This window comes from Devosia sp. RR2S18 (assembly GCF_030177755.1).
GTDB lineage: Bacteria > Pseudomonadota > Alphaproteobacteria > Rhizobiales > Devosiaceae > Devosia > Devosia rhizosphaerae.
In genome coordinates, this window is sequence record NZ_CP126539.1 from 1,567,801 (window position 1) to 1,594,571 (window position 26,771).

Consider the following 26,771-nt stretch of genomic DNA (forward strand, 5'->3'; position numbering starts at 1 on the left):
GGCCTTGCGGCGCACCGGGGCACTCATTAGAACGGTGGTGGGAGAGTAGAGGGAGGATGAGTATGAGCGAACAGCTCCTATTCGAGCCAAGCGCCGAGGCGGTCGCGCGCACCCATGTCACCGGCCGGCAGTATGATGAGATGTACGCCCGCTCGATCAGCGACCCTGATGGATTCTGGGCGGAGCAGGCCAAACGCCTCGACTGGGTGACGTTTCCCAGCAAGATCAAGAACACCAGCTTCGAGTACCCGAACGTCTCGATCAAATGGTTCGAGGACGGGGTGCTCAATGTCGCTGCCAACTGCATCGACCGGCACCTGAGCGAGCGAGGCGACGACATCGCCATCATCTGGGAGCCCGATGATCCAAAGGCGCCGGCGGAGCACATCTCCTACCGCACGCTGCACGAAAAGGTCTGCCGCTGCGCCAATGTCCTGCAGTCGCTGGGGGTTCGCAAGGGCGATCGCGTCACCATCTACCTGCCCATGATCCCGCAGGCGGCCTATGCGATGCTGGCCTGCGCGCGGATCGGTGCGGTGCACTCGGTGGTGTTCGGCGGGTTCTCCCCTGATGCTTTGGCGGGTCGCATCAACGACGCCGACTCTGCCGTGGTGATTACCGCCGATGAAGGCCGCCGCGGTGGCAAGACAATTCCGCTCAAGGCCAATGTCGACAAGGCGCTAGAAGACTGCCCGGGCGTGCAGAAGGTGCTGGTGGTGCACAATACCGGCGCCGACGTGCCGATGAAGGGCAGCCGGGACGTTTGGTGGCACGAGGCGGCGGCGGGTGTGGAGCCGTTCCATGATCCGGAGCCGATGAATGCCGAAGACCCGCTGTTCATCCTTTATACCTCCGGATCGACCGGCAAGCCCAAGGGCGTGCTGCATACCACGGGCGGTTATCTCACCTATGCCTCGCTGACGCATGAGTTGAGCTTCGACTACAAGCGCGGCGAGGTGTTCTGGTGCACCGCCGATGTGGGCTGGGTCACCGGGCATACCTATATCGTCTATGGCCCGCTGGCCAATGGTGCGACCACGGTGATGTTCGAGGGCATTCCGTCCTGGCCCGATTGCAGCCGGTTCTGGCAGGTTGTGGAGCGACACAAAGTCAACATCTTTCACACCGCGCCGACAGCGATCCGTTCGCTGATGGGTGCGGGTGCCGAGTGGGTGGATAAGCACGACATGCCCTCGCTGCGGCTGCTGGGCACGGTCGGCGAGCCGATCAATCCAGAAGCCTGGATGTGGTACCACAAGCATGTGGGCAAGGAGCGGTGCGAGATCGTCGATGCTTGGTGGCAGACCGAAACGGGGGGCCATATGATTGCGCCATTCCCCGGTGCTATCGCGACCAAGCCCGGCTCGGCTACCAAGCCGTTCTTTGGCGTGCAGCCGGTGATGCTCTCGCCCGAAGGCAAGGTGCAGGAGCCGACCAAGGCCGAGGGCGTGCTGGCGATTAAAGACAGCTGGCCCGGGCAGGCGCGTACCATCTGGGGAGACCACGGCCGGTTTGTCTCGACCTATTTCGAGACCTACAAGGGCTACTATTTCACCGGCGATGGCGCGCGGCGTGACGAGGACGGCTATTATTGGATCACCGGCCGCGTCGATGACGTGCTCAACGTCTCCGGTCACCGGCTGGGCACGGCCGAGGTGGAGAGCGCGCTGGTAGCTCATCCCAAGGTCAGCGAAGCCGCAGTGGTGGGCTATCCCCACGCCGTTAAGGGGCAGGGCATCTACTGCTATGTGACGCTGATGGGCGGCGAAACGAGCACGGATGATCTCAAGGCGGAGCTCAAGAGCTGGGTACGCAAGGAGATTGGGCCGATTGCCACGCCGGACCTCATCCAGTGGGCGCCGGGCCTGCCCAAGACGCGCTCGGGCAAGATCATGCGTCGCATTCTGCGCAAGGTAGCCGAGAACGACTTCGGCTCATTGGGTGACACGTCCACCCTGGCCGATCCTGCCGTTGTTGATGATCTCATTGCCAATCGGCAGAATCAGGCCTGAGAAAAAGGGGTGGGTGGCGACCACGACGTCCTTCCCGCCCAGTTACGAGCCAGCGAGTGAGTGTCAGGAGTCAGAATCACTCGCGGCTCTGATGCTTTCACGCGCAACGGGGCGGCACATCGCGCAAATAGCCTAGGTGCTGCCCCCTAAGTGTCATTGTTCGGCTGTAATGGGCCGTCACCTTCCCGCCCATCCCACCCAATGGAATATGCCTAGTGACCCAGCTCTTTCGCCGCCTGCTCCTTTCAGTTGCCTTGCTTACTCCTTCGGCGGCGATGGCGGCTCCCTCCCTAGAGCAAATGGCCGGGCAGATGATTGCCGTTGGTTTCCAGGGCGATGACGCGGATGACGCCGCGGTCGAGAATCTCCGGGGCGAGATCGCAGCGGGTCGACTTGGCGGCGTGATGTTCCTCAAGGTGAACGTCAAGAGCCTCGACGCTGTCGCCGAGATGAACGATGCCTTTCGCGCCGCGGCGCCTGACCTGCCACCATTCATCACGCTCGATCAGGAGGGTGGAGCGGTCGAGCGGCTGACGGAGGCCGTGGGCTTCACCGAAATCCCCAACGCGGAGACGGTGGCGGCACAGAACACCCCGGCCGAGGCCCAGGCCATCTATGCCCGCATGGCCGCCGCTGTGGCCGATCTCGGCTTCACCGTCAATTTCGGACCCGTGGCCGATATCAACCTCAACCTCAACAATCAGATCATCGCCCGTTATGGCCGGGCGTTCAGCCAGGATCCTGCAACGGTGGCGGAGTATGACGCCGCCTTTATTGAAGCGCATCATCAGGCGGGACTGTTGACGGCGCTCAAGCACTTTCCCGGCCACGGCTCGTCGACTGCCGATAGCCATGAAGGCTTCGTTGATATCACCGAGAGCTGGCAGGAAGCGGAACTCGACCCCTACCGGCAGTTGATCGGGCGCGACGTGGTCGACATGGTGATGGTTGGGCATCTCTATCACGCCGATTATGCCGAGCCGGGCACGCAATTGCCGTCCTCCCTTTCAGCCCGCTGGATCGACGGCGTGCTGCGCGAAGACCTCGGTTTTGACGGCGTGGTCATCAGCGACGATCTCGAGATGGGGGCCATTCGCGACCATTTCAGCCTGAACGAGACAGTGACGACCGCCGTGCGCGCTGGCATGGACGTGCTGCTCTTTTCCAACACAGCCGATTATCGCCCCGGCCTTAATCAGGAGATTCTCGATATCCTGCTTGCCGAGGCGGCGGAGGACCCCGCGTTCGCCGATCGCATCGAAGAGAGCTACGGTCGTATTGTTCAGCTGAAGCAGACGATCCGCTAGGACGAGCTTTCCCCGGCTTTTGACGTAGAGAGGTTTCTTCTCGTGCGCCGCATGGCTAAAGTGCGGCCACGAAGCAGGAGACCCACCCGCAATGGCGGATGATCGTGAGGTTCGGCAAGTCCGGGCCATCTTCATCTCTGATGTGCATCTGGGCATGCGGCCGATCAGGGTCGGCCAACTCATCGAATTCCTCCGCTCGCACGACGCCGAGACCATCTATCTCGTCGGCGACATTGTCGACGGCTGGCGCCTCGCCAAGACGTGGCGCTGGCCGAGCGAATACAACACGTTGATCGAGTTGCTGCTAGAAAAGGCCAACGCCGGCGCCCGCATCGTCTATTTGCCTGGCAATCACGACGAGTTCCTGCGGGAGTATCTCGGCACCTATTTTGGCGAGATAGAGTTCGTCGACCGCACCATCCACACCAGTGCGACGGGCAAGACCTACCTTGTCATCCATGGTGACCAATTCGACGTGGTGGTGATGAACGCCAAGTGGCTCGCCCATGTGGGTGATTGGGCCTACAACGCTGCCCTGCGAATCAACACTGTCATCAACTGGGTTCGACGCCGCCTCGGGTTGCAATACTGGTCGCTCTCTGCTTGGGCCAAGCAGAAGGTGAAGAACGCTGTTTCCGTTATCGGACAGTTCGAGGAAGCCTTGGTGCATGAGGCCAAGCAGAGTGGCGTCGATGGCGTCATCTGCGGGCACATCCATTTCGCCGACATTCACGACCGATTGGGCATCCAATACATCAACACCGGTGATTGGGTGGAAAGCTGCACGGCCATCGTCGAAAACCAGGATGGCGTTTTCGAGCTGATCAAGTGGACCGAGATGGTCTCGGGCGTACCGCGGCGCTTCCGCCTCAGACGGGCAGGGTAGTTCCGCCACAACCGCAGGCAAGTTGACGCGAAGCGGCAAATCGGACTTGCGTTGCAGATTTGCTGGGGGCACCAAGGCGCAGGGCGGCGCTTCGCCCGGAGTTCACACCATGCCACCGGCACTCTCGCGCTTCGCCACCCCCGAAGCGCGCGCCTCGCTTTACCAATTCACGGTCTACCTACCCGGCGCCGTTAGCTCAGTTTTTCTCGGCATCTGGCTGAGCCAAAACGGCATTCCCGCCGATCAGATCGGCATCATCAATGCCGTGCCGATGCTGTGCCTATTGGCCGTGAACATGTTGGTGGGCCGGTTGGCAGACCGCGCCAATGACTGGCGGACTGTCATCATCATCCTCAGCCTGCTCGGCTTTGTGGCGCCCATCGGCCTCTTCTTTGTCAACGAATTCTGGGGCGTTATCCTGGTCTGGTCGGCCTGTACGATGACCAATGGCGCCGTTCCGCCGATCATCGATGCGGCAAGTGTGCGGATGACGCGGCGCAATGGTACCGATTTCGGCGCGGTGCGCGCCTGGGCCACCGTTGGCTACATTTTTGGCGCGGGCGGGATCGGTGCCCTGATCAGCGTTTTCGGAGCTGATGCCTTTGCACCTCTGTTCCTGGCCATGTGCGCCTTGCGCGCCGTGCTCGGCCTTCTGCTGCCGCGCTTCCGGGCACCGGGGCATCAGGCGACGCTCGCGGAAGCGGTGCCGCAGGCGCGCCTCAAGGATTCGCTCAAGCTCTGGTTCGTGCTGCCGCTGGTGGCCTTCGCCCTTATCAACTCCAGCCACGCGCTGATCGGGGGCTTCGGCGCCCTGCTGTGGATAAGCTCGGGCGTGCCCGATTACTACCTTGGACCCCTGCTCGCGATTGCTGCAGTGGGCGAGGCAATCCTGATGTTTGCCTGGCGCCGCTTCGGTGGCCGCATCACGGCTCGCAACATGATCCTGGCTGCCTGCGTCGCGTCGTTTGTCCGTTTCACGGCCATGGCTTTCGATCCGCCGGTGGCGGTGCTCTTTGCCGTCCAGACCTTGCACGCCATCAGCTTCGGCCTTGGCTATTTCGGCGTCGTGCACTTCATCGCCAATTGGACCAGCGAATCTAATGCTGCCGAGGCGCAGGGCTTTGCCACCATGTTGCAGCAGGGCGCCTCGGTGCTGGCGCTGACGCTGTTTGGTTGGCTCGTGGTCCATTTCGGCATGGCGTCGTTTTTTGCATCCAGCGTTGTCGCCGTGCTGGGGCTCGTCTGTGTGCTGGTATCCCTGCGGATCCGTCCGCCAAAAGACGCTTAGAGGCCCGGCAGAAGAGGGGACGCGAAGCGGAGCCATCCCTGACGCTGTCCTGCCAAGCGGGGAAGCAGAAGTCTGCGGTTAATTCCTTGCTGTTCGGGTAGTCTAAGTCACCTCCGTCGAGGGCCCTGCGAGCGGTAGTGGAAACGAAACGGCCCCGGATCGCTCCGGGGCCGTGTCTCTTTTTAGCTGTCGACGTATTAGGTGAGGCGGCCGCTGGCGTGAGCCAAGGTGGTGTAAACCTTGCCGCGGTCCGAGAGCAGGTATTCGCGGGTCTCTGCAGCGGCGCGGGGGCCAGCAGCTGCGCGCTTCAGCAATTGTTCGAACTCACCCATATAGGCCTGCGCCGTACGGGCGAAATCGGCGTCCCGCTGCAGACGGCGGCGGACCTCGTCATAGGTACCCTGACCCGAAAGGGTGTAGATGCGGCGCGAGAAGACGTTGCTTTCGCCCGCCTGATAACGGGACCAGGCATCGGCGAGCGCCGCATCGTCAATCGAGCGGGCGATCTCTTCGGTTAGGCCCGAGAGGCCCGGCTGGGCGGGCGCCGGCTGGCTGCCCTGCTGCTTGGCGGTTGCATTGCGCAGAACGTCGCGCAGCCAACCACCAGCCTCCTGAGCAACTGGCTCCGCCTGAGCGACTGTCTGGCGCGGCGGTTCTGCGGCCGGCGCGGGTTCGGGCTGCCGCGGCGCTTCCGCCCGGCGTACGGGCTGAGGCTGTGGCGCTGGCTGGGGCATGGGTGGACCCATCTGCGGCGCTGGCTCGGGTTGACGCTCCGGCGTACGGATTGGATCGGTCAAGGTGGCGCGAGCGGGCTCGGCGGGGCGCGGCGCTGGGCGGATTGGATCCACCAAAGCCTGCCTTGCGGGCTCGGGCCGATAAGCCTCGCGCACGGGCTCGGGTTGGCGCGGCGGCTGGTAGGCCGGCGGCTCGGACCGGTATTCCTGACGCGGCGCCTCGGCGCGTGGGGCAGGGCGTGCGGGACGGCGGTCGGAAAGATCGTGCGTTGCCGGCTGCGCGCGGACAATGGCGTTGAGTTCGCTCAGAGCCTCGATCTGCTCGGCCACGACACGGCGCATGGCAGCGGCGCTGGCACGAGTCTCTTCAGGCAGTTCGCTGACGCCGCGAGCCAGTTCGGCACGGGTGGCCTCGAGTTCGCTGCCCACTTCGCGGGCCGTCTCCCGCATGGCGCGGGCCGTGTCGTTGAAGCGCTTGGTGGCCTCCTCCATGGCGCGCTGCATTTCGTCTACCATGCGCTCCTGCGCTTCCTGCAGGGCGGTATTGGCGCGGCGGCTCTCGGAGTCCGCCGCGTGGCGGAACTCGCCCAACCGCTCGGTGACTTCACCCGAGGTCTCGTCCAGGGCCTGGCGGAAGGTGCCAGTGGACTGGTCGATGGCGTGGCGCAACTGGCTGGTGTTGGAGGAAATGGCGTTCCGCACCGACACCGAGCTGTCGTTGATCGTGTCGGCCAGGGTGCTGGTGGTGGAGGTCAAAACGTCGGTGACGCTACCGGCCGTCGAGCTCAGCACGTCGCTCACTTTGTTGGCGTTTTCTTCCAATGCTGCATTGACCTGCGCGGCCTGTTCGCTGAGGGCCAGGCGCACCGAAGAGGAGGTCTGGTTGAGCGCATTGGCGGCGGCCTCGGCGGCACGCTGTACGGCGTTGTCCACCTGGGCGGCACTGTTGTCGAGCGCCGAAGTGAATCGGTCGTTAGTGCTGTAGAGCGCCTCGCTGACAATGCTGGTGGTGGAACGCAGCGTGTCGTTGATCTCGCCCGTCGCGGCGGCCAGCGTCTCGGTGATGGTGTGCGTCGTCTCGGCGAGCGCATCGGCAACATTGCCGCTGGTCGCCTGGAGCGCTTCGTCCATCGCGCGGCGAGCACCGATCAGGCGACGCTCGGTATCGTTGACCGTATCGGCGATGGACTGGGCAAACATCCGCATGCGGCCATCAATGTCGTCGGCGCGCGAGGCGAAGGTCGCGGCCAGCGCATCCATGGCGCCGCGGCGCTCTTCGAGCGTATCGAGCGCCGTCTCGCTGGTGGTGGCCAGGGAGTTGGAGGCCCGCGTCATGCTGGCAGCCTCCTGGTCCAGTCGGCCAAGGACGGACGAGAACTCGTCCACCATGGAGCGGATGGTCGATTGCAAGGCGTTGACGTGCTGGCTGACCATTTCGCCGGCCTGTTCGGTCTGGCCGATGGCGTCGCGAATGGTGTTGGAATAGTTCGACGTCTGTTGGGCGACGCTGGTCTCGAGATTGGCTAGGTTGGCAGTCGAGGCATCCAGCACCCGCTGCAGCAGCAGGTTGGAATCGTTGAGCTTGCCCAGCGCAGCCGTGACGTCGGTGAGGATGCGCGAGGTCGATACCGACATGATGGCTTCGGCTTCGCGGGCGTTCTCGGTGAGGGCGTTGCGAAGGATGTTGCCGTGATTGGAAAGGGCGCCTTCGAGCTGGTCGGACTTCTCGCTGACCAGAGCGGCGAAGGCATTGGTCTGCTGCTCGACTGTCTGGTTGAGCCCAGTCAGGCGCGACTCGATGTTCTCCACAGCATCGACGGCACGCACGCTCACCAGCTGGTCGATGTCGGTTGCGGCCATGCGGATCTGCTGCAGGGCGGTGCGAACCGCGGCGTCCATGCGATCGGCCGTTTCGATCACATCGGTGGAGATGTTTTGCGTGGCGGCGCTGATGCGGGTCGAGATGGTTTCCTCGATGCGGTCGGCACCAGCTTCGAGATCGGCCATGGACTGGGTGATCGAGGTGTTGATCGAAGCGTTGAGTGCTGCCAGCCGGTCCGCCGTGATGTCGGCGCGGGCAGTGATGGCCTCGGGCAGGGTGCCCAGGCGCTGGTCCACCATGTCGGTGATTGCCTTGCGCGCCGAGTTGACGCCAGACTCTATCAGGTCGGCGGCCTTGCGGGCGCTCTCGCCCACCGTGGCACTGGCCGAGTCGAGGCGGGCGGTGACGCCGTGTTCCGCATCGGAAATGCGCAGGATGGCGCTGTCGAGCCCTTGGCCAAGGTTGGCGTTCACCTCGGCAACGCTGTCGGAGATGATTGCCGACATGGCGGTGACGCGCTCCTGCATGGTGTCGGAAACACCGTGCAGAGATGTTTCGATCTTGGTCCGTGCCTCTTCGCCCGACTGCGCGATGGTGTCGGCCAGATCGGCGGTGCGCAGGCTTATGGTCTCGCCGATAGAGGTGGTGTGCGTGGCAAGGGTGTCGCTCAGCGCCTGAGTGCGAATGTTGAGCGCCTCGGTGAGCTGCTGGGTGCGGGTGCCCACCGTCTGCGCCAGCTGCTGCGTACCACCATCGAGCGCGGTCCGGAGTTCCTGCGCCCGGTCGCCGAGCTCGTTGGTGAGCGCTGACGTGCGGCCACCGATTTCATCGGTCAGGTTGGCCGTGCGCTCATCGATCTGGCCAATAAGTGTGCTGCTCTGCACGTCGATGCGCGACACCAGCGTACCGGCGCGGTCGTCGAGCTGGGAGACCAAGCTGCTGGTCTGCTCATCCAGCCGGTTCACCAGGGTGCTGCTGCGCTCCTCGATCTGCGCGCCAACTGTGTTCGCCCGCTCGTCCAGCTGCGACACGAAGTTCCGGGTCTGATAGTCCAGCCGGTTAACGAGCCCGCTAGTGCGTTCCTCGATCTGTGAGCCGAAGAGGTTTGCCCGGTCATCAAGCTGGGAGACCAGGTTGGTCGCCTGATGGTCAAGACGGTCCACCAGCCCGCTGGTGCGTTCCTCCACCTGCGAACCAAAAAGACCCGCGCGCTCGTCGAGTTGAGCAACAAGATTGCTGGTCTGGTGGTCGAGGCGTTCCATCAGGCCGCTGGTGCGTTCCTCAACCTGCGAGCCGAAGAGGTTCGCCCGTTCGTCGAGTTGCGAAACCAGATTGTCGGTCTGGTAGTCCAGACGGTTCACCAAGCCGGCGCTGCGGTGGTCGAATTCGGCTGCGAAATTGCCGGTCCGCTCGTCCATTCCGCCCAGGAGACCGGTGGTTCGCTCATCAAGCTGGCTGGTGAGAGTTCCGGTGCGATCGTCCAGTTGCTGCACCAATGCCTCGGTGCGCTCCTCCAGTTGACCCGTCAGGGAGACCGCCCGGGTCTCGATCTCGATGGAGAGAGCGGTGGTCTGTTCGGATAGGGTATCGGCAAGTCGCTGCGTCCTGCCGGCAATCGCCTGGTCGAAGGCGCTGGTGCTCGTCTGGAGCGTGTCGCCCAGTTCCTGCGAACGCTGCCGAATGGCTTCGCTCATTTCACTGCTGCGCGAGCCGAGCAATTCGTCCATTTCCAGGGCGCGTGTTTCGAGCGAGCTGCTGAGTTCGCCCGCGCGGTTCGCCAGCACCTCGTCGAGGGCACGGGTGCGCTCGTCCAGAACATCGGAGATGACGGTGGCATGAGTGTCCAGCGACGCAGAAAGTTCATGGCTGCGATTGGCCAGGGTCTCGGTGACCGCTGCGGTGCGGGCGCCGAGCACCTCACCCATCTCGCGGGTGCGCTCGGTAATCACATCATTGAAGCGTCCCGACTGCTCGTCGAGCGCCATTTCGAGCACGTTGGCGCGGGTGGCGAAGTTGCTACCCTGTTGCTCCAGGCGCTCGATCAGGCTGTCGCCCTTGTCGCCGATGACGCCATCCAGGGTGTGGAGACGCGTGTCGAGGATCGAGGCGATCTCGTTGAGGCGGGCGTCGAACTGGCTGAGGGAATCTTGCCCTGCGGTCGCAAGCGTCACCCGCGCGCGCTCGGAAGTGTCGTCCAGCGCACCATTGATCTCGATGACTGCCGACTGGAGGCGGCTATCCATGGCGTTGAGTTGGATCGAGACGGATTCGTCGAGCTGGCGCGAGAGAGCCGACAGCATGGTGTGAGCCTCGCGCGAGCGGCCCGCGATATCTTCGGCAATCCGCTGGCCAATGGCGTCGAAGGCGCTGGCAACTTCATCGCCACGATACCGCATCTGGTCGACCAGCAGCGAGCCGCCGTCAGCTAAGAGGGTGGAAATGGCCTCGGTGCGTTCGTCCAGTGCCGAGGTCAGCTGGCCCGTAGAGGTGTCCAGGAGGGTGGAGAAGGCATTGCTGCGTTCCTCGAAGCTCTCGGTGAGCCGCGAGGTGTGCTCTTCGATGTGGCGAGCGCGTGCATCAATGGCGTCGGTGATGGTGGCGGCCTGTGCGTCCAGCACGCCGGACAAGTCCGCGGTTTGAGCCTCAATACGGCGAGCGCGTGCATCGATGGCGTCGGTAATGGTGATGGCCTGCGCGTCCAGTACGCCGGACAGGTTCTCGGTTTGAGCCTCGATGCGGCGGGTGCGTTCGTCGATTGCCGCGGCGATCGTCACGGCCTGTGCATCCAGCGCGCTGGAGAGGCCTGCCGTGTTGGCGTCGATGCGCTGCGCCCGCTCGTCGATTACCTCAGCAATGGTATCGGCCTGTCGGTCAAGAACGCTGGCAAGATTGGCAGTGTTCGCCTCGATGCGGCGGGCGCGATCGTCGATCGACGCGGAGATTGTCAGCGCTTGCGCTTCGAGCACATCCGAGAGGTTAGCTGTCTTGTCCTCGATGCGCTGCGCCCGCGAGTCGATGGCCCCGGTGATGTTCTCGGCCTGCGAGTCGAGTGCATTGGTGAGGGCGCGCATGCGGGCCTCCACGTCAGCCGTCATCTGCTCGGCGCGTTCTGCCAAGGACTGGGAGAGGGTCGAAGTCTGATCGCCGAAAGCCAGCGTCAGGCGGCTGGTGCTGTCATCGAGAGTGGAGAGGAAATCGGTGGTGCGGTTTTCGACCAGAGAGACGAACTTGTCGGTGCGGTCGCCAAACTCGTTGTTGAGCGTATTACCGGCAGTTTCGAGCGCCTGGGTAAGGGTGCCGCCGCTTTCAACGATGCTGCCAGCAATGCGCTGGCTGATCATGTCGAGGTCGAAGACGAGACCGGTGTGGCTTTCGGTGATCGCTTCGCGCACGCGCTCGGTATTGGTGAGCACACTGTCGCGTTGGCTGGCCAATTCGGCGATCAGCGCGCGCATGCGGGATTCATTGTCTGAGTAGGTGCGTTCGAGCGCGGTAACCTCGTTGTGGATCATTACCTCGAGCTCGCCGGCGCGGGAGAGGGCGCGCTCAAGGCCATCGCCAAGGGCGTTCACCTCACGACGCACGGCCTGGCCGACCGATGCGACCTTGTCGGCAGCGGTAACTTCAGGTTCAGCCAGACGCATGGCGGCCTGGGTGATCGAGGAGGCGGCGTTGCGCAGGTCCTGGGCGCGGCGGACCAGGGTTGCAACGGCAAAGAAGCCCAATACGGGCAGGAACATGATCGCGACCAGCGCGATGAAATCGAGGGTGCCGACGAACTGTCCGAAATTGCCGAACTGGCCACCGAAGCGGAAGTAGCCGCCGATGCCCGAGATAACTAGCCAAACGATCGACAGGATTGCCGCGGTCCAGGTGGGCGCCGCCGACGAGCGGTTCTGCAGACCATAGAGAATGCGCGAGGTGGAGATGCGGTCGTCATTGGCGACGGTGCCAGCCTGCTGGGCAATCTTGTCGGCAGCCCGGAGGCGCTCGGACCGGGACCCGTTTGTCTTACGCTCGGTGGTGTTGGCCTGCTGACGCTCAGGCTCCTTGGCGGGGGTACTATCGAGGCTGAAAACCGAGTCCTTCAGCGCATCCTCAACGGCGGAAAAAGCAAGCGCGGCGGGATCATTATTGGGGGTCGGGTTTTTCGCCATACTCTTTACAACTCTCGCGTCGGCTTGGCAGCGACAAGGCGGGCTCGTGGAGTAGACATGCCACCCCACCCGTTTCCGGGCCGATGGCCAAACCGGAACAATTCGATGCAAATGCCCCGGATTGTTCCACCACCCCCGCCGCCGCGCGCTGGTTCAAAGCCCATTCATACATTCAATTTTATTCAAACCGAGCGCTTTCTTACCTAAAGGTTAATTTTTTGGGGACAAGCGCTGTGGGCATGTGGATGTCCAAACAAAGGCGAAGATGTGACTTAAGGCCCTGTTTATCGGGGAGTGCGTAAGCTGATTTTGCGGTATTACCCCCGTCTTCAGCCGAGCGAACCGCAGAGCTATAAAGAACCTGCGGAAGGAACCAGAATGGCGAACCAATCAACTGCTGCTCGATCATCGTCTTTCGCCTTGGACGCGCGACCAGCCCGCCCGATAGACCTCGTGCACTTAGCTAAGCAGTGCCTCGGCGACGAGCACCTCGAATACGAGATCCTGCGCCTGTTCGATTCCACGCTCGTGACCTATCTCGGGCGCCTCGCGACGGCGCAAAACCGGGAGGCGGTGCTACTCCACCTGCACTCCATCAAGGGAGCTGCCAATGGGGTTGGCGCCTTTGCGGTGGCCGATCTCGCCCGCGCCATCGAGGCGAAGGTGCAGGCAGGAGGGGACCTCCTGGCGGAACAACTCGACGATCTGGCTATCGCTGCCGAAGAAGTGCGGGTCTTTATCGCCGACATGCTGAGCCGAGCTCCGGCATAAAGCTCATGTAAGTTGGGCCCGGTTTGACCCAAACCTTGCCTTCGCCTATAGAGCGCCCATATTGAAAAGCGCTACGTTGCCCCGGTTGGGGCACCCACAGGCCAACAGCTTCCATGACCATGACCAATATGGCGCCGGGCGAGAGCCGCGCCGTTTCCGCAGAACCATTCCGCACGCGCCGAACCTTCGCGATCATCTCGCACCCCGACGCCGGCAAGACCACGCTGACCGAACGCCTGCTGGCAGCCGCCGGCGCGATCCAGTCGGCTGGCGCGGTGCGCGGCAAGGCAGGCGCCCGTTCCACCCGGTCGGACTGGATGGAGATGGAGCAGCAGCGCGGCATTTCCATCACCTCGTCCGTGATGACTTTTGAGTATGATGGGCTGACCCTCAACCTGTTGGATACGCCAGGTCACTCGGACTTCTCGGAAGATACCTATCGCACGCTGACGGCCGTGGACGCGGCGATCATGGTCATCGACGCGGCCAAGGGCATCGAGTCGCAGACGCTTAAGCTGTTTGAAGTCTGCCGGCTGCGCGACATTCCCATCATTACCTTCATCAACAAGATCGATCGTGAAGGCCTGTCGCCGCTTGACCTAATCGACGAGATCCAAGGCAAGCTGGCGCTCGACCTCACCCCCGTGCTGTGGCCGGTAGGGCAGGGCGTCGATTTCCATGGGTATCTCGACCTGCTCGAAAAGCGCGTCGTCAACCCGCAGGGCAAGCCGATTGCCGAGTTCGAAGAAATCGAGGATCTCTTGGAGAACGAGGCACTGGTGGATGACCCGGTGCTCATGACGTCGCTCGAGACACTCGAACTGGCGCGGGCCATGCTGCCGCCGTTTGATCTCAAGACCTTCCATGAGGGCCATCTTAGTCCCGTGCTGTTCGGTTCGGCGCTCAAGGGCATCGGCGTTGCCGAACTGCTGCGTACGCTAGGCGAGTGGGGGCCTGAGCCACGGGCACAGCCCGCCGTACCGTCGCCGATCCATCCAAGCGAAAAGAAGGTCTCGGGCTTCGTGTTCAAGGTGCAGGCGAACATGGACGCCAATCACCGCGACCGCATCGCCTTTGTGCGCCTGTGCTCGGGTACCTTTACGCGCGGCATGCGATTGAAGAACGTGCGGTCCGGCAAGGACATGGCGGTCTCCAATCCGATGTTCTTTTTCGGCAACGACCGCGAACTGGCCGAACAGGCTGTCGCGGGCGACATCGTCGGCATTCCCAATCACGGTACGCTCTCCGTGGGTGACACGCTGACCGAAGGCGCCTCGGTCAATGTCACTGGCATCCCGAACTTTGCGCCCGAAATCATCCGTCGCGTGCGGCTTGCCGATGCGATGAAGACCAAGCAGATGGCCAAGGCGCTCAGCGACCTATCCGAAGAGGGCGTGACGCAGGTTTTCCGCCGCCTGGTTGGCGCCGACTGGATCGTGGGCGTGGTGGGGCAATTGCAGCTCGAAGTGCTGTCCGCACGCGTTGCCAAGGAATATGGCGTTCCGATCACCTTCGAGAGCATGGGCTATGAGGTGGCGCGCTGGGTCGAGAGCGACGATCCCGAGGAACTCAAACGCTTCATCACCGCTCAGAAGATGAACATGGCCGAGGACCGCTCGGGCGCGCCGGTATTCCTGGCGCAGAACGCCTGGTGGGCCGACCGCGCCAAGCAGGATTATCCGGCGATCCGCTTCCTCACCACCAAGGAACGGCATTGAACCCGCCCGACCGTATCGAGGAACTGCTGAGTGTGCTGAAGTCGGCCTTCTCCGATGGCTCGCTGGTGCGCCTCAAGCTGGGCGGCTACCACGGCACTGAAGCCGATCTGAAGTCGATGGAGGCCAAGAAGATCGTGGCCAAGGGAGCCGAGAAGCTCTCCTTCACCTATCACTACAAGACGCGCGACATCATCAAGAACAACATCCTGCCCGAAGCTATGGGGCTGCTGCGCGGGTGGCTCCGGACAGAGTTCCGCAGCGCCCAGCTCAGCACCACCAGCGAGGATATCATGCTGGAGCGCAACGGGGATAAGGTTCGGCTCAAGCGCTCGGAAGTGGCTGGACGAGAAGCGGTTTCTGCCGAGCATGACCGGGCCAAGAACCGGCCGCTCAAGGCCGATGCTAAGCCCTGGCTGATTGACCTCAAGATCACCGACGAGGCGGGCAATGTGCGCAAGGACGGGCAGGACAAGTTTCGACAAATCAACAAGATGGTCGAGATTTTTGCGCCCCTGATTCAATCGATCAAGAGCGAGATGCCGCGCATTGTCGACATGGGTGCAGGCAAGGGCTATCTCGACTTTGCGCTCTACGACTACTTCAGCGCCCAGGGCAGAAACGTCGACATAACTGGTGTCGAACTGCGCAACGAACTCGTGCGGAACAGCAACGAAACAGCACAAAAGAGTGGTTTTTCCAAACTGCGCTTTGTTGCCGGGACGATCGGCGGCTTTGATGCCAGTGGCATAGATGCGGTGATCGCGCTCCATGCCTGTGATACCGCGACCGACGATGCGATCTTCAAGGGCATCGAAGCAGGGGCGTCGCTGATCGCGGTGGCGCCGTGCTGCCACAAGCAGATCCGCCGCGAGATGGAAGCGGGCGCCGCCGAAGCCCGGCTGGAGCCGCTGCTGCGGCACGGCATTTTTCTCGAGCGGCAGGCCGAAATGGCGACCGACACGCTCCGGGCGCTCCTGCTAGAGCTCCATGGCTATCGCACCAAGGTGTTCGAGTTCATCTCCGATGCCCATACCCCGAAGAACAATCTGATTGTTGCCGAAAAGGATGGCCGCGCCGGTCGCGACCGGGAGGCGGTGCTCAGGCAGATCGCCGAGACCAAGGCCATGTTCGGGATTGGCAAGCACTACCTTGAAGGGCTGCTGGGGGTGTAGCGCTCTTCACCTCCTCCTCGAAGGGAGGTGAGGACCCCGGCTCAAGGCCGGGGTGACACCCTGTGTGTTGCGGGCGTGGGTTACAAAGCAGCCGTCCATCGCTTATATCCCTCGAGACCAGCAAGCTCCTACCGAGACCTATGACCAAGATAACTTTTGTCCAGCAGGACGGCGAACGCATTGACACCGAGGGCCAGAACGGGGCGACCGTGATGGAAACAGCGATCATGAACGGGGTGCCCGGGATCGTTGCCGAATGTGGCGGCGCCTGCACCTGCGCCACCTGCCATGTCTATGTCGACGCCGATTGGACCGAGACGGTCGGCGGGCCTTCGAACATGGAAGAAGACATGCTGGACTTCGCCTTCGACGTGAAGCCGAACAGCCGGCTGTCCTGTCAGATCAAGGTGCGCGACGAGCTCGAAGGCCTTGTCGTGCATGTGCCAAGCCGTCAGGGCTGACGAGAAGGCGCGAGGCGATTTGCTCGTTGGGCGCCGCTGCGAGATTCATTTAGCGGCGCTGCGGCATCTTCGTTGCGGGCTTTCCACTGGCCCATGCGCAGATGAAATATAAAAGCTATTGAATCCCAGTTGCTTGTTTGACCCTGTCCGGCTGCGATATTCTAGGCGTCAGTCACGATAGGGTTCCCATGGGTCAACTCAACACATTCCCGTTGAGCTATAAAGTGAGCGGCCAGCGCATCGTCATTGTCGGCGGTGGCGACGAAGCCCTCAACAAGGCCCGGCTGGTCACAAAGACGACTGCAGAGGTCGTCATTATTTCGCGTCATATCGAGGCTGATTTCGCAGCGCTTGGCGCCATGCCGATCCAGCGCGGTTTCTCCCCCTGCGACCTCAAGGGGGCGGCGCTGGTCTTCGTGGCTGAAGAAAGCCCCGATGCCGAGCTCGCCAAGCGCGAGGCGCGGCGGCAAGGCGTGCCGCTCAATGTCGTCGATGTGCCGCATGAGTGCGACTTCTATACACCCTCCATTGTCGAGCGGGCGCCGCTGACGATTGCCATTTCGAGTGAAGGCGAGGCGCCGGTGTTGGCGCGGCTCGTCCGCGCCCGGATCGAGGCGATGCTGTCGCCGCGGATCGGGAAAATCGCGGGTCTAGCCGGGAGCTTGCGCAAAAAGGCTGAGGCACTGATTCACGACAACGCGGCGCGCCGGCGGTTCTATGAGACCCTCGTGACCTCGCCCGAGATCGAGTTGGCAGAAGCTGCGGGCCGGGGTGCGGCTGCTGCGGAAGCGCTTTTGGCTCAGCACGGCGAAATGGGTGGGCAGGGCGTGGTCTGGCTGATCGGCGCCGGTCCCGGTTCGGAAGACCTCTTGACCCTTCGCGCGCAGCGCCTGCTGCAAGAAGCGGATGCGATCGTGCATGACCAACTCGTGCCGGACGCCGTGGTCGAGATGGGAAGGCGCGACGCCGAACGCATCAGCGTGGGCAAGGCCAAGGGGCATCACAGCTTCAGCCAGGCGCAGATCAACACGCTCCTCGTGCGGCTCGCCGGGGAAGGCAAGCGGGTGGCGCGGCTCAAATCGGGTGATCCCATGGTGTTCGGTCGCGCCGGCGAGGAAATCGCCGCGCTACGCAAGGCCGGGATCGGCTACCAGATTGTGCCGGGCGTCAGTGCCGCACTGGCGGCTGCTGCCGATACGGCGACGCCGGTAACCCTGCGCAAGGTTTCAAGCGGCTTTATCATGGCGACCGCACATGGCGCCGATGACAGCGATCTCGACCATTGGGCCTCGCTGGCCCAATCAGGACTGACGCTGGCGCTCTATATGGGCAAGTCGGTGGTGAGCGAGGTGGCTGGCCGTCTCGTCGCCCATGGCGCCAGCCCGGCTTTGCCGGTGGGCATCGTGGTCAACGCGGGGCGCAGCAACAGGTCGACATATTCGGGCAATTTGCGGTCGCTGATCGAGGGCGATGTGACGCTCGCCGAGGGTCCGGCAATCATCTTCGTAGGCGAGGCCGTCGCGGCCGGAGACTGGGCGGATGCCGCCACGCTCCAGGCGCAGAGCTTCAAGGTAGTAGCATAGACATGGAAATTTTGACCGGGAACGAGCTGATCTCTGGCGGCACCGTCTATCTCGACCGCGAGGGCAACTGGGTCGAGGATCTGCAGGCGGCGCGGCTCTTCAGCAAGGAAGAGGCAACCGAACGCGATGCCGCGCTGGCCGCGAGCAAGGCGACGGGGCGCATCGTCAGCCTCGAGGCAGAGGAAGTTGAGCAGGTTGAGGGGCGCATCGTGCCCAAGCGCCTGCGCGAGCGCATCAGGGCCGCGGGTCCCACCGCGCCACTGAGTTTGAATGGGCAGGCTTACGACCGCCAACATCTGGGTGAGGACGGTCATGTATCGATATGACGAATTCGACGCGGCTTTCGTAGCGGGCCGCACCGCGCAATTTGCCGATCAGGTGAAGCGGCGCCTCTCGGGCGAGCTCAGCGAAGAGCAGTTCCGGCCGCTGCGGTTGATGAATGGGCTCTATCTGCAGCTGCACGCCTATATGCTGCGCGTTGCGGTGCCCTATGGCACGCTGTCGTCACGGCAGATGCGCAAGCTCGCCCATATCGCGCGCACCTATGACCGCGGCTATGGGCATTTCACCACGCGGCAGAACATTCAGTATAACTGGCCCCGTCTCAAGGACATTCCGGTGATCCTCGAGGAGCTGGCGAGCGTCGAGATGCACGCCATCCAGACCTCAGGCAATTGCATCCGCAATGTCACCACCGACCAGTTCGCCGGTGCTGCTGCCGACGAGATCATCGATCCGCGCCCGGTCGCGGAGATCATCCGGCAGTGGTCGAGCCTTCATCCCGAATTCAGCTACCTGCCACGCAAGTTCAAGATTGCCATGACGGGCGCCCGGCATGATCGGGCGGCCATTCGCTTCCACGACATCGGCCTGCAGGCGGCGACCAATGCGGCGGGCGAGATCGGCTGGGAAGTCTGGGTGGGGGGCGGCCTGGGCCGTACGCCGATGATCGGCAAGCTGATCAACAGCTTTGTGCCCAATGAACATCTGCTCGCTTATCTCGAGAGCATCATGCGGGTCTACAACCGCTATGGTCGGCGCGACAACAAGTTCAAGGCGCGCATCAAGATCCTGGTGCACGAGGAAGGCCTCGAAACCATCAAGGGCCAGGTCGAGGCCGAGTTCGCCGAGGTGCGGGGTGGCGTGCTGACGCTGCCGCAGCAGGAACTCGACCGGATCTCAACCTATTTTGCGCCGCCGCCGTTCGCCGCCCAGTCGGTGACCAAGATCGACGTGGCCTATGAGTCGATTATCGATCCGGCCTATGGCCGCTGGCTGGACAACAACATCAATGCCCATGCCCAGCCGGGCTATGCCTCGGTGACGATTTCGCTCAAGCCCGTGGGTGGCGCGCCCGGCGATGCCACCGACCCGCAGATGGACGTGGTGGCAGATCTCGCCGAACGCTATTCGTTCGACGAGTTGCGGGTGACGCACGAGCAGAACCTGGTGCTGCCGCATGTGGCGATCGCCGATCTGCGTGCGGTTCATGACGCGCTGGTCGCTGCCGAGTTGGCCGAGGCCAACAACAACCTTATCACCGACATGATCTGCTGCCCGGGACTAGACTTCTGTGCCTTGGCCAATGCCCGCTCGATCCCAATTGCCCAGGAGATCTCTCGCACGTTCGCCGAGCCGCAGCGGCAGGCCGAAATCGGTGAGCTCAAGATCAAGATTTCGGGCTGCATCAATGCCTGCGGGCATCACCATGTCGGCCATATCGGCATTCTGGGTGTCGAAAAAAAGGGCGGCGAACTCTACCAGATCACACTGGGCGGGGACGCCACGGAAGCGGCTTCAGTGGGCAAGATCATCGGGCCCGGCTTCGAGGCCGACCACGTGCCCGGTGCCATTGAGAAGCTGGTGGACACCTATATCGCCAAGCGCGAAGCGGGCGAGACCTTCATCCAGGCCTATCGGCGGCTCGGGGAAGCGCCGTTCAAGGAGGCTCTCTATGGCACTGCCTAAGCTTGCGCCGACACCCGTAGCCCATGATCGGCTGCGAGCTCTCGGTATCCTAGCCCTCAATGGCATGTTCGACGAGATGGATGCCCTGGGAGTGCTGCGCTACGCGACGGCTGAAGTGCTGCCTGGTGACCTGGCGATCGTTTCGTCCTTTGGTGCAGATTCTGCCGTGCTGCTCCACATGGTGGCGCAGGTGGACCCCAGCCTGCCGGTCTATTTCCTCGAGACCGGCAAGCACTTCGCTGAGACGCTGGACTATGTCGAGGCACTGAAGAAGCGCCTGGGATTGATCAATGTCCGCGCGATCCATCCCGACGCCAAGGACATCGCGCGGTTCGATCCGCATGGCGATCTCTGGGAAACCGATCCGGACTCCTGCTGCCATATCCGCAAGACCGAGCCGCTGGAGCCCATTACCGAACAATTCGGCGGCTGGGTGACCGGTCGCAAGCGCTTCCAGACAGCCGAGCGGGGCGTGCTGCCCCATTTCGAGCTGACCAGCGATGATCGCATCAAGGTCAACCCTTTGGCCTACTTCTCCGATGCCGACGTCAATCGCTATAAGACCGAGCACGACTTGCCCGAGCACCCCCTGTTCGCTAAGGGCTATAGGTCGATCGGCTGCGCGCCCTGCACCTCGGTTGTGGCCGAAGGCGAGGATCCGCGTGCCGGACGCTGGCGTGGTCGCGACAAGCGCGAATGCGGCATTCATTTCGACTTCAACGGAGCAATTGCCAAGCCCATGACTGCCGCCGCAAAGCACCCGCTGTGGAAGGACGGCACCTTCGTTGCCGACCCGTTCCGCGCCTGGGTCGATGGAGACGATCCAGCGGCCGTGCGCTATGTGCATGTGCCGCTGCCGGTATTCCTGGCCAATCGTGAGGCCGTGCTGGCCAACCCGCATCCGCTGGGGCTGCTGGTCTCGCCCGGCGATAAGATCGAGGATGCCGAGGCCGATCTGGGGCGCTTCGCCTCGATCGCCATCAGCTTCCCCGCCTTTACCGACGGACGCGGCTATTCCACGGCGCGCCTCTTGGCGGAGCGCTTTGGCTATCGCGGGGAAATCCGGGCCGTGGGCGATGTGTTGCAGGACCAGATCCCGCATATGCGCCGCTGCGGCATCACTGCGCTGTTGGTCAGCCACGAGCCGACGCGCCAGGCGCTGATTGAAAACCGGCTGCCGGAAGTCGCGCTGTTCTACCAGCCTGTTGGCACGTCCGAGGTGCCGGTGGGTACCCGCCCCTTTCTTCGCCGCGTATCGTGAGATAAGTGGACTTCTGAAGTCCTGATTGGGCTTCACTTCACCGGGCCATTCCCGCGCAAGCGGGAACCCCAGTTCCTGCCAACAGAGGTTCCCGCCTATGTGGGAATGACCCGGGGATGAGCTGATCCCTGGCGAGTATGGACTTGAGAAATGAGCACTGAAATCACCACCGATGTTGTTGTGATCGGCGCGGGCCCCTGCGGGCTGTTCGCGGCCTTTGAACTCGGGCTGCTCGACATCAAAAGCCATTTCATCGACATTCTCGACCGGCCGGGCGGGCAGTGCGCCGAGCTTTATCCGGAAAAACCGATCTACGACATTCCTGCTTTTCCGGTGGTGACCGGGCAGCAGCTGACCGATAACCTGATGGCGCAGATCGCGCCGTTCTCGCCCGAATTCCACTTCAGCCGCATGGTCAATAGCCTTGAGAAGCTGCCGGACGGCTCGTTCCGTCTGACCACCGATGCCGATGAGATCTTTCATGCCAAGGTGGTGGTGATCGCCGCCGGTGGCGGCTCGTTTCAGCCCAAGCGCCCGCCGGTGGCCGAGATCGAGCAGTACGAGAACAAGTCGGTCTTTTACGCCGTGCGCAAGATGGACGATTTCCGCGACCAGGACGTGGTCATCGTGGGTGGCGGGGACTCCGCGCTGGACTGGACGCTGAACCTGCAGCCGATCGTTCGTTCGCTGACCCTAGTGCACCGCCGCGATGCCTTCAAGGCGGCGCCGGCCTCGGTCAACAAGATGAAAGAGCTGGTGATGGAGGGCAAGATCCAGTTCATGCTCGGCCAGATCGCCAAGCTCGACGGCAAGGACGGGCAGATCGACCATGTGCATTTGACCACCGATGCAGGCGACCTTTCAGTGCCGGCAACGCGCCTCTTGCCGTTCTTCGGGCTGACCATGAAGCTGGGTCCGGTAGCCGATTGGGGGCTGGAGCTCAACGACAACACCATCGTGGTCGATACCGAGAATTTCGAGACCTCGGTGCCCGGCATCTTCGCCATTGGCGACATCAACCATTATCCGGGCAAGCTCAAGCTGATCCTCTCGGGCTTCCACGAGGCGGCGCTGATGGCGCAGGCGGCCAAGAAGATCATCTCGCCCGATGAGCGGGTGGTGTTCCAGTATACGACCAGCTCGACCAAGCTGCAGAAGAAGCTGGGCGTCGCCTAAGCGGTCGCCCTTGCGCTGCATATCCATTGAACGTTAAGCACGCCCCGCTGTTGAGGAGCGCCAGATGAAGATCCACGTCACCGACCAAGCGGGAGAAAACCACGAGCTCGAAGGGCTCGAGGGCTGGCGCGTGATGGAGGTGATCCGTGATTGGGGCCTCAACATCAAGGCCGAATGCGGTGGCGCCCTTAGCTGCGCGACCTGTCACGTCTATGTGGACGGCGAGTGGATGGATCGCGTGGGCGCACCAAGCGACGAGGAAGAGGACATGCTGGACAGCGTAGGGGACGTGAAGTCCAACTCGCGTCTCAGCTGTCAGATCCTGATGAACGAAGAGCTCGATGGCCTGCGGGTGACGCTGGCGCCGAGCGCCGCCAAGGACTGACTATAACCTGCTGCCCTTTGCCGATATTTAAGGCCTGTGCGGGATAGTGGAAGAAGTTCTTCTGCTGCTTTTAACATAGGTTATTTCATGGCGAATGTCGGTTGTCAGGGATGCCGCGACGCTGCCCCGTTTCCTCTTGCCTTTACCATGGCGTTCCAGCCCATCATCGATATCGAGGCCAAGGAGATCTGGGGCTATGAAGCCCTGGTGCGCGGCACCGAGGGGCAGGGCGCCGGGACAATCCTTGCCGCTGTCACCGAGGCTAACCGCTATGTCTTCGACCAGGCGTGCCGGGTGAAGGCCGTTGAGCTCGCCGGCGCCAAGCTGCCGGTCGCATCCAAGGCGCGGCTCTCGATCAACTTCATGCCCAATGCCGTCTACGAGCCCAAGGCCTGCATTCGCGCCACCCTTGCAGCGGCAGCAAGTGCTCGGTTCGATCCAAAGCGGCTCATGTTCGAGTTCACCGAGAACGAGCGGATGACCGATGTCGCCCACGTGGCCAATATCGTCGCCGAATACAAGCGCATGGGCTTCATGACGGCGCTCGACGATTTCGGTGCCGGCTATGCGGGCTTGGGGCTGCTGGCCAAGTTCCAGACCGACCTCATCAAGATCGACATGGAGTTGATCCGTGGGGTCGAGACTTCGGCGGCCCGGCAGGCGGTGATTGCCGGCATCGTGGGCATCGGGGGCGAGCTGGGCATCACCATTCTCGCCGAAGGTATCGAGAGTGAAGCGGAACTAACGACGCTCAAGGCAGCCGGCATCCGCCTGTTCCAAGGCTACTACTTCGCCAAGCCCATGCTGGAGACTTTCCAGCCCATGGATGGACTGCTGCAGGCGGCTTAGGAAGACTGCGCAATATTCCTGATGTGCCAGGGACAAAAGCGGCGTAAGCTTGGTCTTCTACTTCATAGTCTAGTCTTCCTGTTGCTTGCTCCGGACGGAGGGTCTCATGGGCTGGTACGAAGTCTTCAATTTCTTGCATATCGTCACGGCGACCGCCTGGGTGGGCGGTGGCATACTCCTGGCTGTGGCCGCGGGGTTCGCACAGCGCTCCCCGGGACCGGTCTTTAGCGGCTTCTCGGCAGTGGCGGCGCGGCTGGGTGCCGCCTTCTTCATGCCCATGTCTCTGCTGACGTTGGTGTCCGGCGTTCTCGTCACAGCCCTGGCCTGGAGCTTCGCCGAGCTGTGGATCATCCTGGCGCTGGTGGGCATCGCCGCCACCATCGGCATCGGCATGACCATCATCAAGCCGACGACGGACCGGATCGCTGAACTGGCGCAGAAGGAGGGGCCCGACAGCCCCGCCGTGCGGGCGCTCAATGCCGATCTGCTGCGCAAGGGCCGCTTCGATCAGGTGGTGCTGGTGGTGATCATCGCTGATATGGTGTTCAAACCCGGCTATGGCGATCTAGCCGTGCTGGTGGTCATGGCGGCAGCCATTATTGCAGCCGCCTTTGCCTTCCTGATCGTCAAACCGGGCGGGACGCTCGCCCCGGCGGCGTAGTTACCGCGCCGCCGCCTCGCGTGTGAGGTTGGCGAGATCCGGTAGGAAGTCGCGGACGGTGGGCTGGGGCTGGGTGTCGAAGGGCAGGGGCCGGACGACGCGCATGGCCGCGATGCCGACCCGCACGGTCATGAGGCCATTGACCACGCCCTCACCCAGCCGTGCCGAGAGCTTGGCGGCGAGCCCCTGGCCGACGAGTTGCTCGACCAGTCCATCGGTCAGCACCAGGCCGCCAGTGACAGCCAGATGGGTCAGGATGGCGCCTGCCAGCCGCCACGAACCGGCCAGCCCGGGCCGGGCGCCGTACAGGCGGGCAATGGCACCGGCCAGCCGGACGCTCTCCCAGATTACGAAGGCTATATCCACCAGGGCGCGTGGCGACACGGCGGTAACGAGTGCTACCCGGCGCGCCGAGGCGGCAGTGAGCGCCCGTGCGCGGCGATCAAGTGGCGCCATGAGGTTGCGTTCGGCAAGAGCGACGATCTCAGTGCCATCGAAGAGATGCGGGAGGTGGTCCTTCACCTGTTCGCGGTCGCGGGCGAGGTCGGGACGACCGCCATAGATGCCCAGCAGATGATCGACGACGCGCCCTGCCTGATCGCGATCATTGGTGGCGACCGCTTGGCTTGCGTCGCGGCTCAGCTCATCGAGAACCTCGAGGCGGCGCAGGGACAGCCATTCGCGTATGACCAGCGCGGCGAGCGCCAGGATGAACGCGACCGTTACGGCGATGCCGACATAGCCCAGCCAAAGATGGGCTGCGAAGAGGTCGCGCAGCAGACGGTCGATGGCAAGACCGATGCCGGCCGACACCAGAACGCCGCCGCAAGCCCAGGCGAGTTTGGCCAGCCACCCCATTCGCCGAGGGGGCGGGGCGACCGAATCCTCGTCTGTTGGGGTGGTGTCGAAAGCGGCTTCGGTCAGTTCCGCATCACCAGCCGAAAAGGCGCGCGGAAGGCGATGGGATTGGCTGCTTTCCGCTGACGGTGGAGTGGGTTGGGCGACGGGGCGCTTCACTTGAGCTTGTCTCCCAAAAGGTAGTCCAGCGCTCGGTCGAAGCGGATGTGCGGCAGGAGCACGTCGCCAGCGTCATTGCGATCCAGGCGGCCGGGTGGACGGAAGCGGAGGAAGTTAAGCGCCACGGGGGCGCCGTCTTCAAAGAGGGAATCGGGTCGCTCGGGCAGGTCGCCGGGGAAGAGCGCGATTTCGGTCTTGCCGTCATAGGTGGTGCCATCCAGCGCCTCGCCCGCCATGGGTGTGCCAATGATGGTGGGCAGGGTCTCGCCACTTTGGTTTATCGTGCCCTCGCGGGTGGCGCGGATACCGGCCAGCGCCAGTGAGCGCGTGTCGGTGCCAGCAAAGCGGGCGCGCTTGGATGCGCTGGCGACGAGCCGGTTGAGCAGGCTCTCCAGACGGTCATGGCTGGTGTGGTGCACATGATCGGCTTTGGTTGCGGCAAAGAGGATGCGATCGATACGCCGTACGAAGGGGCGCAGCAGCGGGTTGGTTTCACCCTGGCGGAAACAGGCGAGCACCGCCGTAAGCGCGGTTTCGAGATCAGCGACAGCTGCGGGGCCAGCGTTCAGCGCCCGCAGCGCGTCGACTAGGACGATCTGCCGGTCCAGCCGGGCGAAGTGATCGCGGAAGAAAGGGCGCACCACCTGATCCTTGTAGGCCTCGTAGCGGTGCTCCAGCATGGCATAGAGGCTGCCCTTGCGACTGGTGCTGGCTGGCTTGTCCATGGGCGCAAAGGTGAGGGCGGGGGAGCCTTCAAGGTCGCCGGGCAAGAGGAAGCGTCCGGGCGGGAGAGTGGAGAGTGCGCCGTGCTCGCGGCTGCGCCGGAGATAGTCGGTGAAGCTCGCCGCCAACCGCTCCGCATCGGGGTCGTTGGCGCCCTTGAGCGGGTCGATGCCGGCGAGCAGTTCGAGAAAGGGGCTGGCCTCCTTGCCGGAGCCAGGGCGGCGGGCGCGCTCCAGCGCCTCCGCGCTCCATTCGGCAAAGGTCAGACCCAGGAGCGGCAAGTCGAGCAACCACTCGCCGGGATAGTCAACGATGTCGAGATTGAGGGTGGAAGGACCGCGCATGCCGGAGAACCAGCGCGAGGATTGATATTTAAGGACAATCCGCAGCTGCGATATCCGGCGGGTGCTCTCGGGCCAAGTGGGCTCCCTGCCGGTCAACGCTTCGATATGCTGCTCATAGGCAAAGCGAGGGATGGTGGCCTCGGGATATTCCGCCAGTCGCGCGCCGATGAAGCGGCCCTCCGCTAGTGGCGTGAAGCCGGGCAGGCGACCGCCGGTCAGCAGGTTGTGGATCAAGGCGGTGATAAAGATAGTCTTGCCGGCGCGGCTGAGGCCAGTAACGCCCAGGCGCAACGTGGGGGTAAAGGCGCCTGACGTGCTGTCGGCCAGGTTGGCAAGGGCGATGCCCACTTCGTCGACAATGGTCGTGGGAGCTTGGGGCACGCGGAACTCACTCTGGTCTCCTCAGCAAGATAGGCGAGAGACGCGGATGTTCAAGCTGTTCCTGCCGTCATGGGACTGTCTTGCTTTGTCGCGGA

General features: G+C 63.1%; 19 protein-coding genes. 16 read left to right on the forward strand and 3 right to left on the reverse strand.

Features of this window, described 5'->3' with window-relative positions; translation table 11 throughout:
* The first annotated feature begins 62 nt into the window (after positions 1-62).
* The 4 genes from acs (at position 63) to QOV41_RS07720 (ending at position 5,493) form a co-directional block, all read left to right on the forward strand.
* Positions 63-2,012, forward strand: a complete 1,950-nt coding sequence (gene acs / locus QOV41_RS07705) for an acetate--CoA ligase (protein ID WP_284580578.1) — start codon at positions 63-65, stop codon at positions 2,010-2,012.
* A gap of 215 nt (positions 2,013-2,227) precedes the next feature.
* The gene (locus QOV41_RS07710; RefSeq protein ID WP_284580579.1) at positions 2,228-3,319 is read left to right on the forward strand and encodes a glycoside hydrolase family 3 N-terminal domain-containing protein; all 1,092 of its coding nucleotides are present in this window, start codon (positions 2,228-2,230) and stop codon (positions 3,317-3,319) included.
* Between the two features lie 91 nt (positions 3,320-3,410).
* Positions 3,411-4,205: a UDP-2,3-diacylglucosamine diphosphatase gene (locus tag QOV41_RS07715; protein ID WP_284580581.1), complete on the forward strand. Its 795-nt coding sequence runs from the start codon at positions 3,411-3,413 to the stop codon at positions 4,203-4,205.
* A gap of 109 nt (positions 4,206-4,314) precedes the next feature.
* The gene (locus QOV41_RS07720) at positions 4,315-5,493 is read left to right on the forward strand and encodes an MFS transporter (RefSeq protein ID WP_284580582.1); all 1,179 of its coding nucleotides are present in this window, start codon (positions 4,315-4,317) and stop codon (positions 5,491-5,493) included.
* 197 nt (positions 5,494-5,690) lie between these two features.
* Here QOV41_RS07720 and QOV41_RS07725 read toward each other — a convergent pair whose 3' ends face one another.
* Positions 5,691-12,206, reverse strand: a complete 6,516-nt coding sequence (locus tag QOV41_RS07725) for an apolipoprotein A-IV repeat region-like domain-containing protein (protein WP_284580584.1) — start codon at positions 12,204-12,206, stop codon at positions 5,691-5,693.
* A 378-nt stretch (positions 12,207-12,584) separates the two neighbouring features.
* On the opposite strand from QOV41_RS07725, the gene QOV41_RS07730 reads away from it, so the two are divergent.
* From QOV41_RS07730 to QOV41_RS07785, 12 genes are all read left to right on the forward strand, one after another.
* Positions 12,585-12,977 carry an Hpt domain-containing protein gene (locus tag QOV41_RS07730; protein WP_284580585.1) on the forward strand — a complete coding sequence of 131 codons (393 nt, stop codon included), beginning with the start codon at positions 12,585-12,587 and terminating at the stop codon, positions 12,975-12,977.
* Positions 12,978-13,096: 119 nt separating this feature from the next.
* Entirely contained in the window at positions 13,097-14,695 is a 1,599-nt protein-coding gene (locus QOV41_RS07735) for a peptide chain release factor 3 (protein WP_284581220.1), read from the forward strand.
* Positions 14,692-15,867, forward strand: coding sequence for a class I SAM-dependent methyltransferase (locus QOV41_RS07740; protein WP_284580586.1), 1,176 nt, complete (start codon positions 14,692-14,694; stop codon positions 15,865-15,867). Before QOV41_RS07735 ends, QOV41_RS07740 begins: the two co-directional genes overlap by 4 nt.
* A gap of 140 nt (positions 15,868-16,007) precedes the next feature.
* A complete protein-coding gene (locus QOV41_RS07745; protein WP_284580587.1) occupies positions 16,008-16,328 on the forward strand; it encodes a 2Fe-2S iron-sulfur cluster-binding protein in 321 nt (106 codons plus the stop codon).
* Between the two features lie 188 nt (positions 16,329-16,516).
* Positions 16,517-17,911 (forward strand): siroheme synthase CysG, encoded by a 1,395-nt coding sequence (cysG, locus tag QOV41_RS07750; RefSeq protein ID WP_284580589.1) that lies wholly within the window; start codon positions 16,517-16,519, stop codon positions 17,909-17,911.
* A 2-nt stretch (positions 17,912-17,913) separates the two neighbouring features.
* Complete coding sequence (locus tag QOV41_RS07755) at positions 17,914-18,237, forward strand: DUF2849 domain-containing protein (RefSeq protein ID WP_284580590.1); 324 nt, start codon at positions 17,914-17,916, stop codon at positions 18,235-18,237.
* Entirely contained in the window at positions 18,224-19,879 is a 1,656-nt protein-coding gene (locus QOV41_RS07760; RefSeq protein WP_284581221.1) for a nitrite/sulfite reductase, read from the forward strand. The genes QOV41_RS07755 and QOV41_RS07760 overlap by 14 nt, the downstream gene beginning before the upstream one ends.
* On the forward strand, positions 19,866-21,140 hold the full coding sequence (locus QOV41_RS07765; protein ID WP_284580592.1) for a phosphoadenylyl-sulfate reductase: 1,275 nt from the start codon (positions 19,866-19,868) through the stop codon (positions 21,138-21,140). Before QOV41_RS07760 ends, QOV41_RS07765 begins: the two co-directional genes overlap by 14 nt.
* A gap of 150 nt (positions 21,141-21,290) precedes the next feature.
* Complete coding sequence (locus QOV41_RS07770; protein WP_284580593.1) at positions 21,291-22,316, forward strand: NAD(P)/FAD-dependent oxidoreductase; 1,026 nt, start codon at positions 21,291-21,293, stop codon at positions 22,314-22,316.
* A gap of 64 nt (positions 22,317-22,380) precedes the next feature.
* The gene (locus QOV41_RS07775) at positions 22,381-22,701 is read left to right on the forward strand and encodes a 2Fe-2S iron-sulfur cluster-binding protein (protein ID WP_284580594.1); all 321 of its coding nucleotides are present in this window, start codon (positions 22,381-22,383) and stop codon (positions 22,699-22,701) included.
* A gap of 87 nt (positions 22,702-22,788) precedes the next feature.
* The gene (locus QOV41_RS07780) at positions 22,789-23,550 is read left to right on the forward strand and encodes an EAL domain-containing protein (protein ID WP_284580596.1); all 762 of its coding nucleotides are present in this window, start codon (positions 22,789-22,791) and stop codon (positions 23,548-23,550) included.
* 106 nt (positions 23,551-23,656) lie between these two features.
* Entirely contained in the window at positions 23,657-24,211 is a 555-nt protein-coding gene (locus tag QOV41_RS07785; protein ID WP_284580597.1) for a DUF2269 family protein, read from the forward strand.
* Here the strand turns inward: QOV41_RS07785 and QOV41_RS07790 are convergent, their stop codons facing one another.
* Positions 24,212-25,228, reverse strand: a complete 1,017-nt coding sequence (locus QOV41_RS07790; protein ID WP_284580598.1) for a YcjF family protein — start codon at positions 25,226-25,228, stop codon at positions 24,212-24,214.
* A complete protein-coding gene (locus tag QOV41_RS07795; RefSeq protein ID WP_284580599.1) occupies positions 25,225-26,676 on the reverse strand; it encodes a YcjX family GTP-binding protein in 1,452 nt (483 codons plus the stop codon). The genes QOV41_RS07790 and QOV41_RS07795 overlap by 4 nt, the downstream gene beginning before the upstream one ends.
* Positions 26,677-26,771 lie beyond the last annotated feature (95 nt).

Excerpts from the sequence above, each read along its gene's own strand:
- acs (WP_284580578.1), top strand. The coding sequence starts at position 63 with ATGAGCGAACAGCTCCTATTCGAGCCAAGCGCCGAGGCGGTCGCGCGC.
- QOV41_RS07715 (WP_284580581.1), top strand. The coding sequence starts at position 3,411 with ATGGCGGATGATCGTGAGGTTCGGCAAGTCCGGGCCATCTTCATCTCT.
- QOV41_RS07720 (WP_284580582.1), top strand. The coding sequence starts at position 4,315 with ATGCCACCGGCACTCTCGCGCTTCGCCACCCCCGAAGCGCGCGCCTCG.
- QOV41_RS07725 (WP_284580584.1), bottom strand. The coding sequence starts at position 12,206 with ATGGCGAAAAACCCGACCCCCAATAATGATCCCGCCGCGCTTGCTTTT.
- QOV41_RS07730 (WP_284580585.1), top strand. The coding sequence starts at position 12,585 with ATGGCGAACCAATCAACTGCTGCTCGATCATCGTCTTTCGCCTTGGAC.
- QOV41_RS07735 (WP_284581220.1), top strand. The coding sequence starts at position 13,097 with ATGACCAATATGGCGCCGGGCGAGAGCCGCGCCGTTTCCGCAGAACCA.
- QOV41_RS07745 (WP_284580587.1), top strand. The coding sequence starts at position 16,008 with ATGACCAAGATAACTTTTGTCCAGCAGGACGGCGAACGCATTGACACC.
- cysG (WP_284580589.1), top strand. The coding sequence starts at position 16,517 with ATGGGTCAACTCAACACATTCCCGTTGAGCTATAAAGTGAGCGGCCAG.
- QOV41_RS07755 (WP_284580590.1), top strand. The coding sequence starts at position 17,914 with ATGGAAATTTTGACCGGGAACGAGCTGATCTCTGGCGGCACCGTCTAT.
- QOV41_RS07760 (WP_284581221.1), top strand. The coding sequence starts at position 18,224 with ATGTATCGATATGACGAATTCGACGCGGCTTTCGTAGCGGGCCGCACC.
- QOV41_RS07765 (WP_284580592.1), top strand. The coding sequence starts at position 19,866 with ATGGCACTGCCTAAGCTTGCGCCGACACCCGTAGCCCATGATCGGCTG.
- QOV41_RS07770 (WP_284580593.1), top strand. The coding sequence starts at position 21,291 with ATGAGCACTGAAATCACCACCGATGTTGTTGTGATCGGCGCGGGCCCC.
- QOV41_RS07775 (WP_284580594.1), top strand. The coding sequence starts at position 22,381 with ATGAAGATCCACGTCACCGACCAAGCGGGAGAAAACCACGAGCTCGAA.
- QOV41_RS07780 (WP_284580596.1), top strand. The coding sequence starts at position 22,789 with ATGGCGAATGTCGGTTGTCAGGGATGCCGCGACGCTGCCCCGTTTCCT.
- QOV41_RS07785 (WP_284580597.1), top strand. The coding sequence starts at position 23,657 with ATGGGCTGGTACGAAGTCTTCAATTTCTTGCATATCGTCACGGCGACC.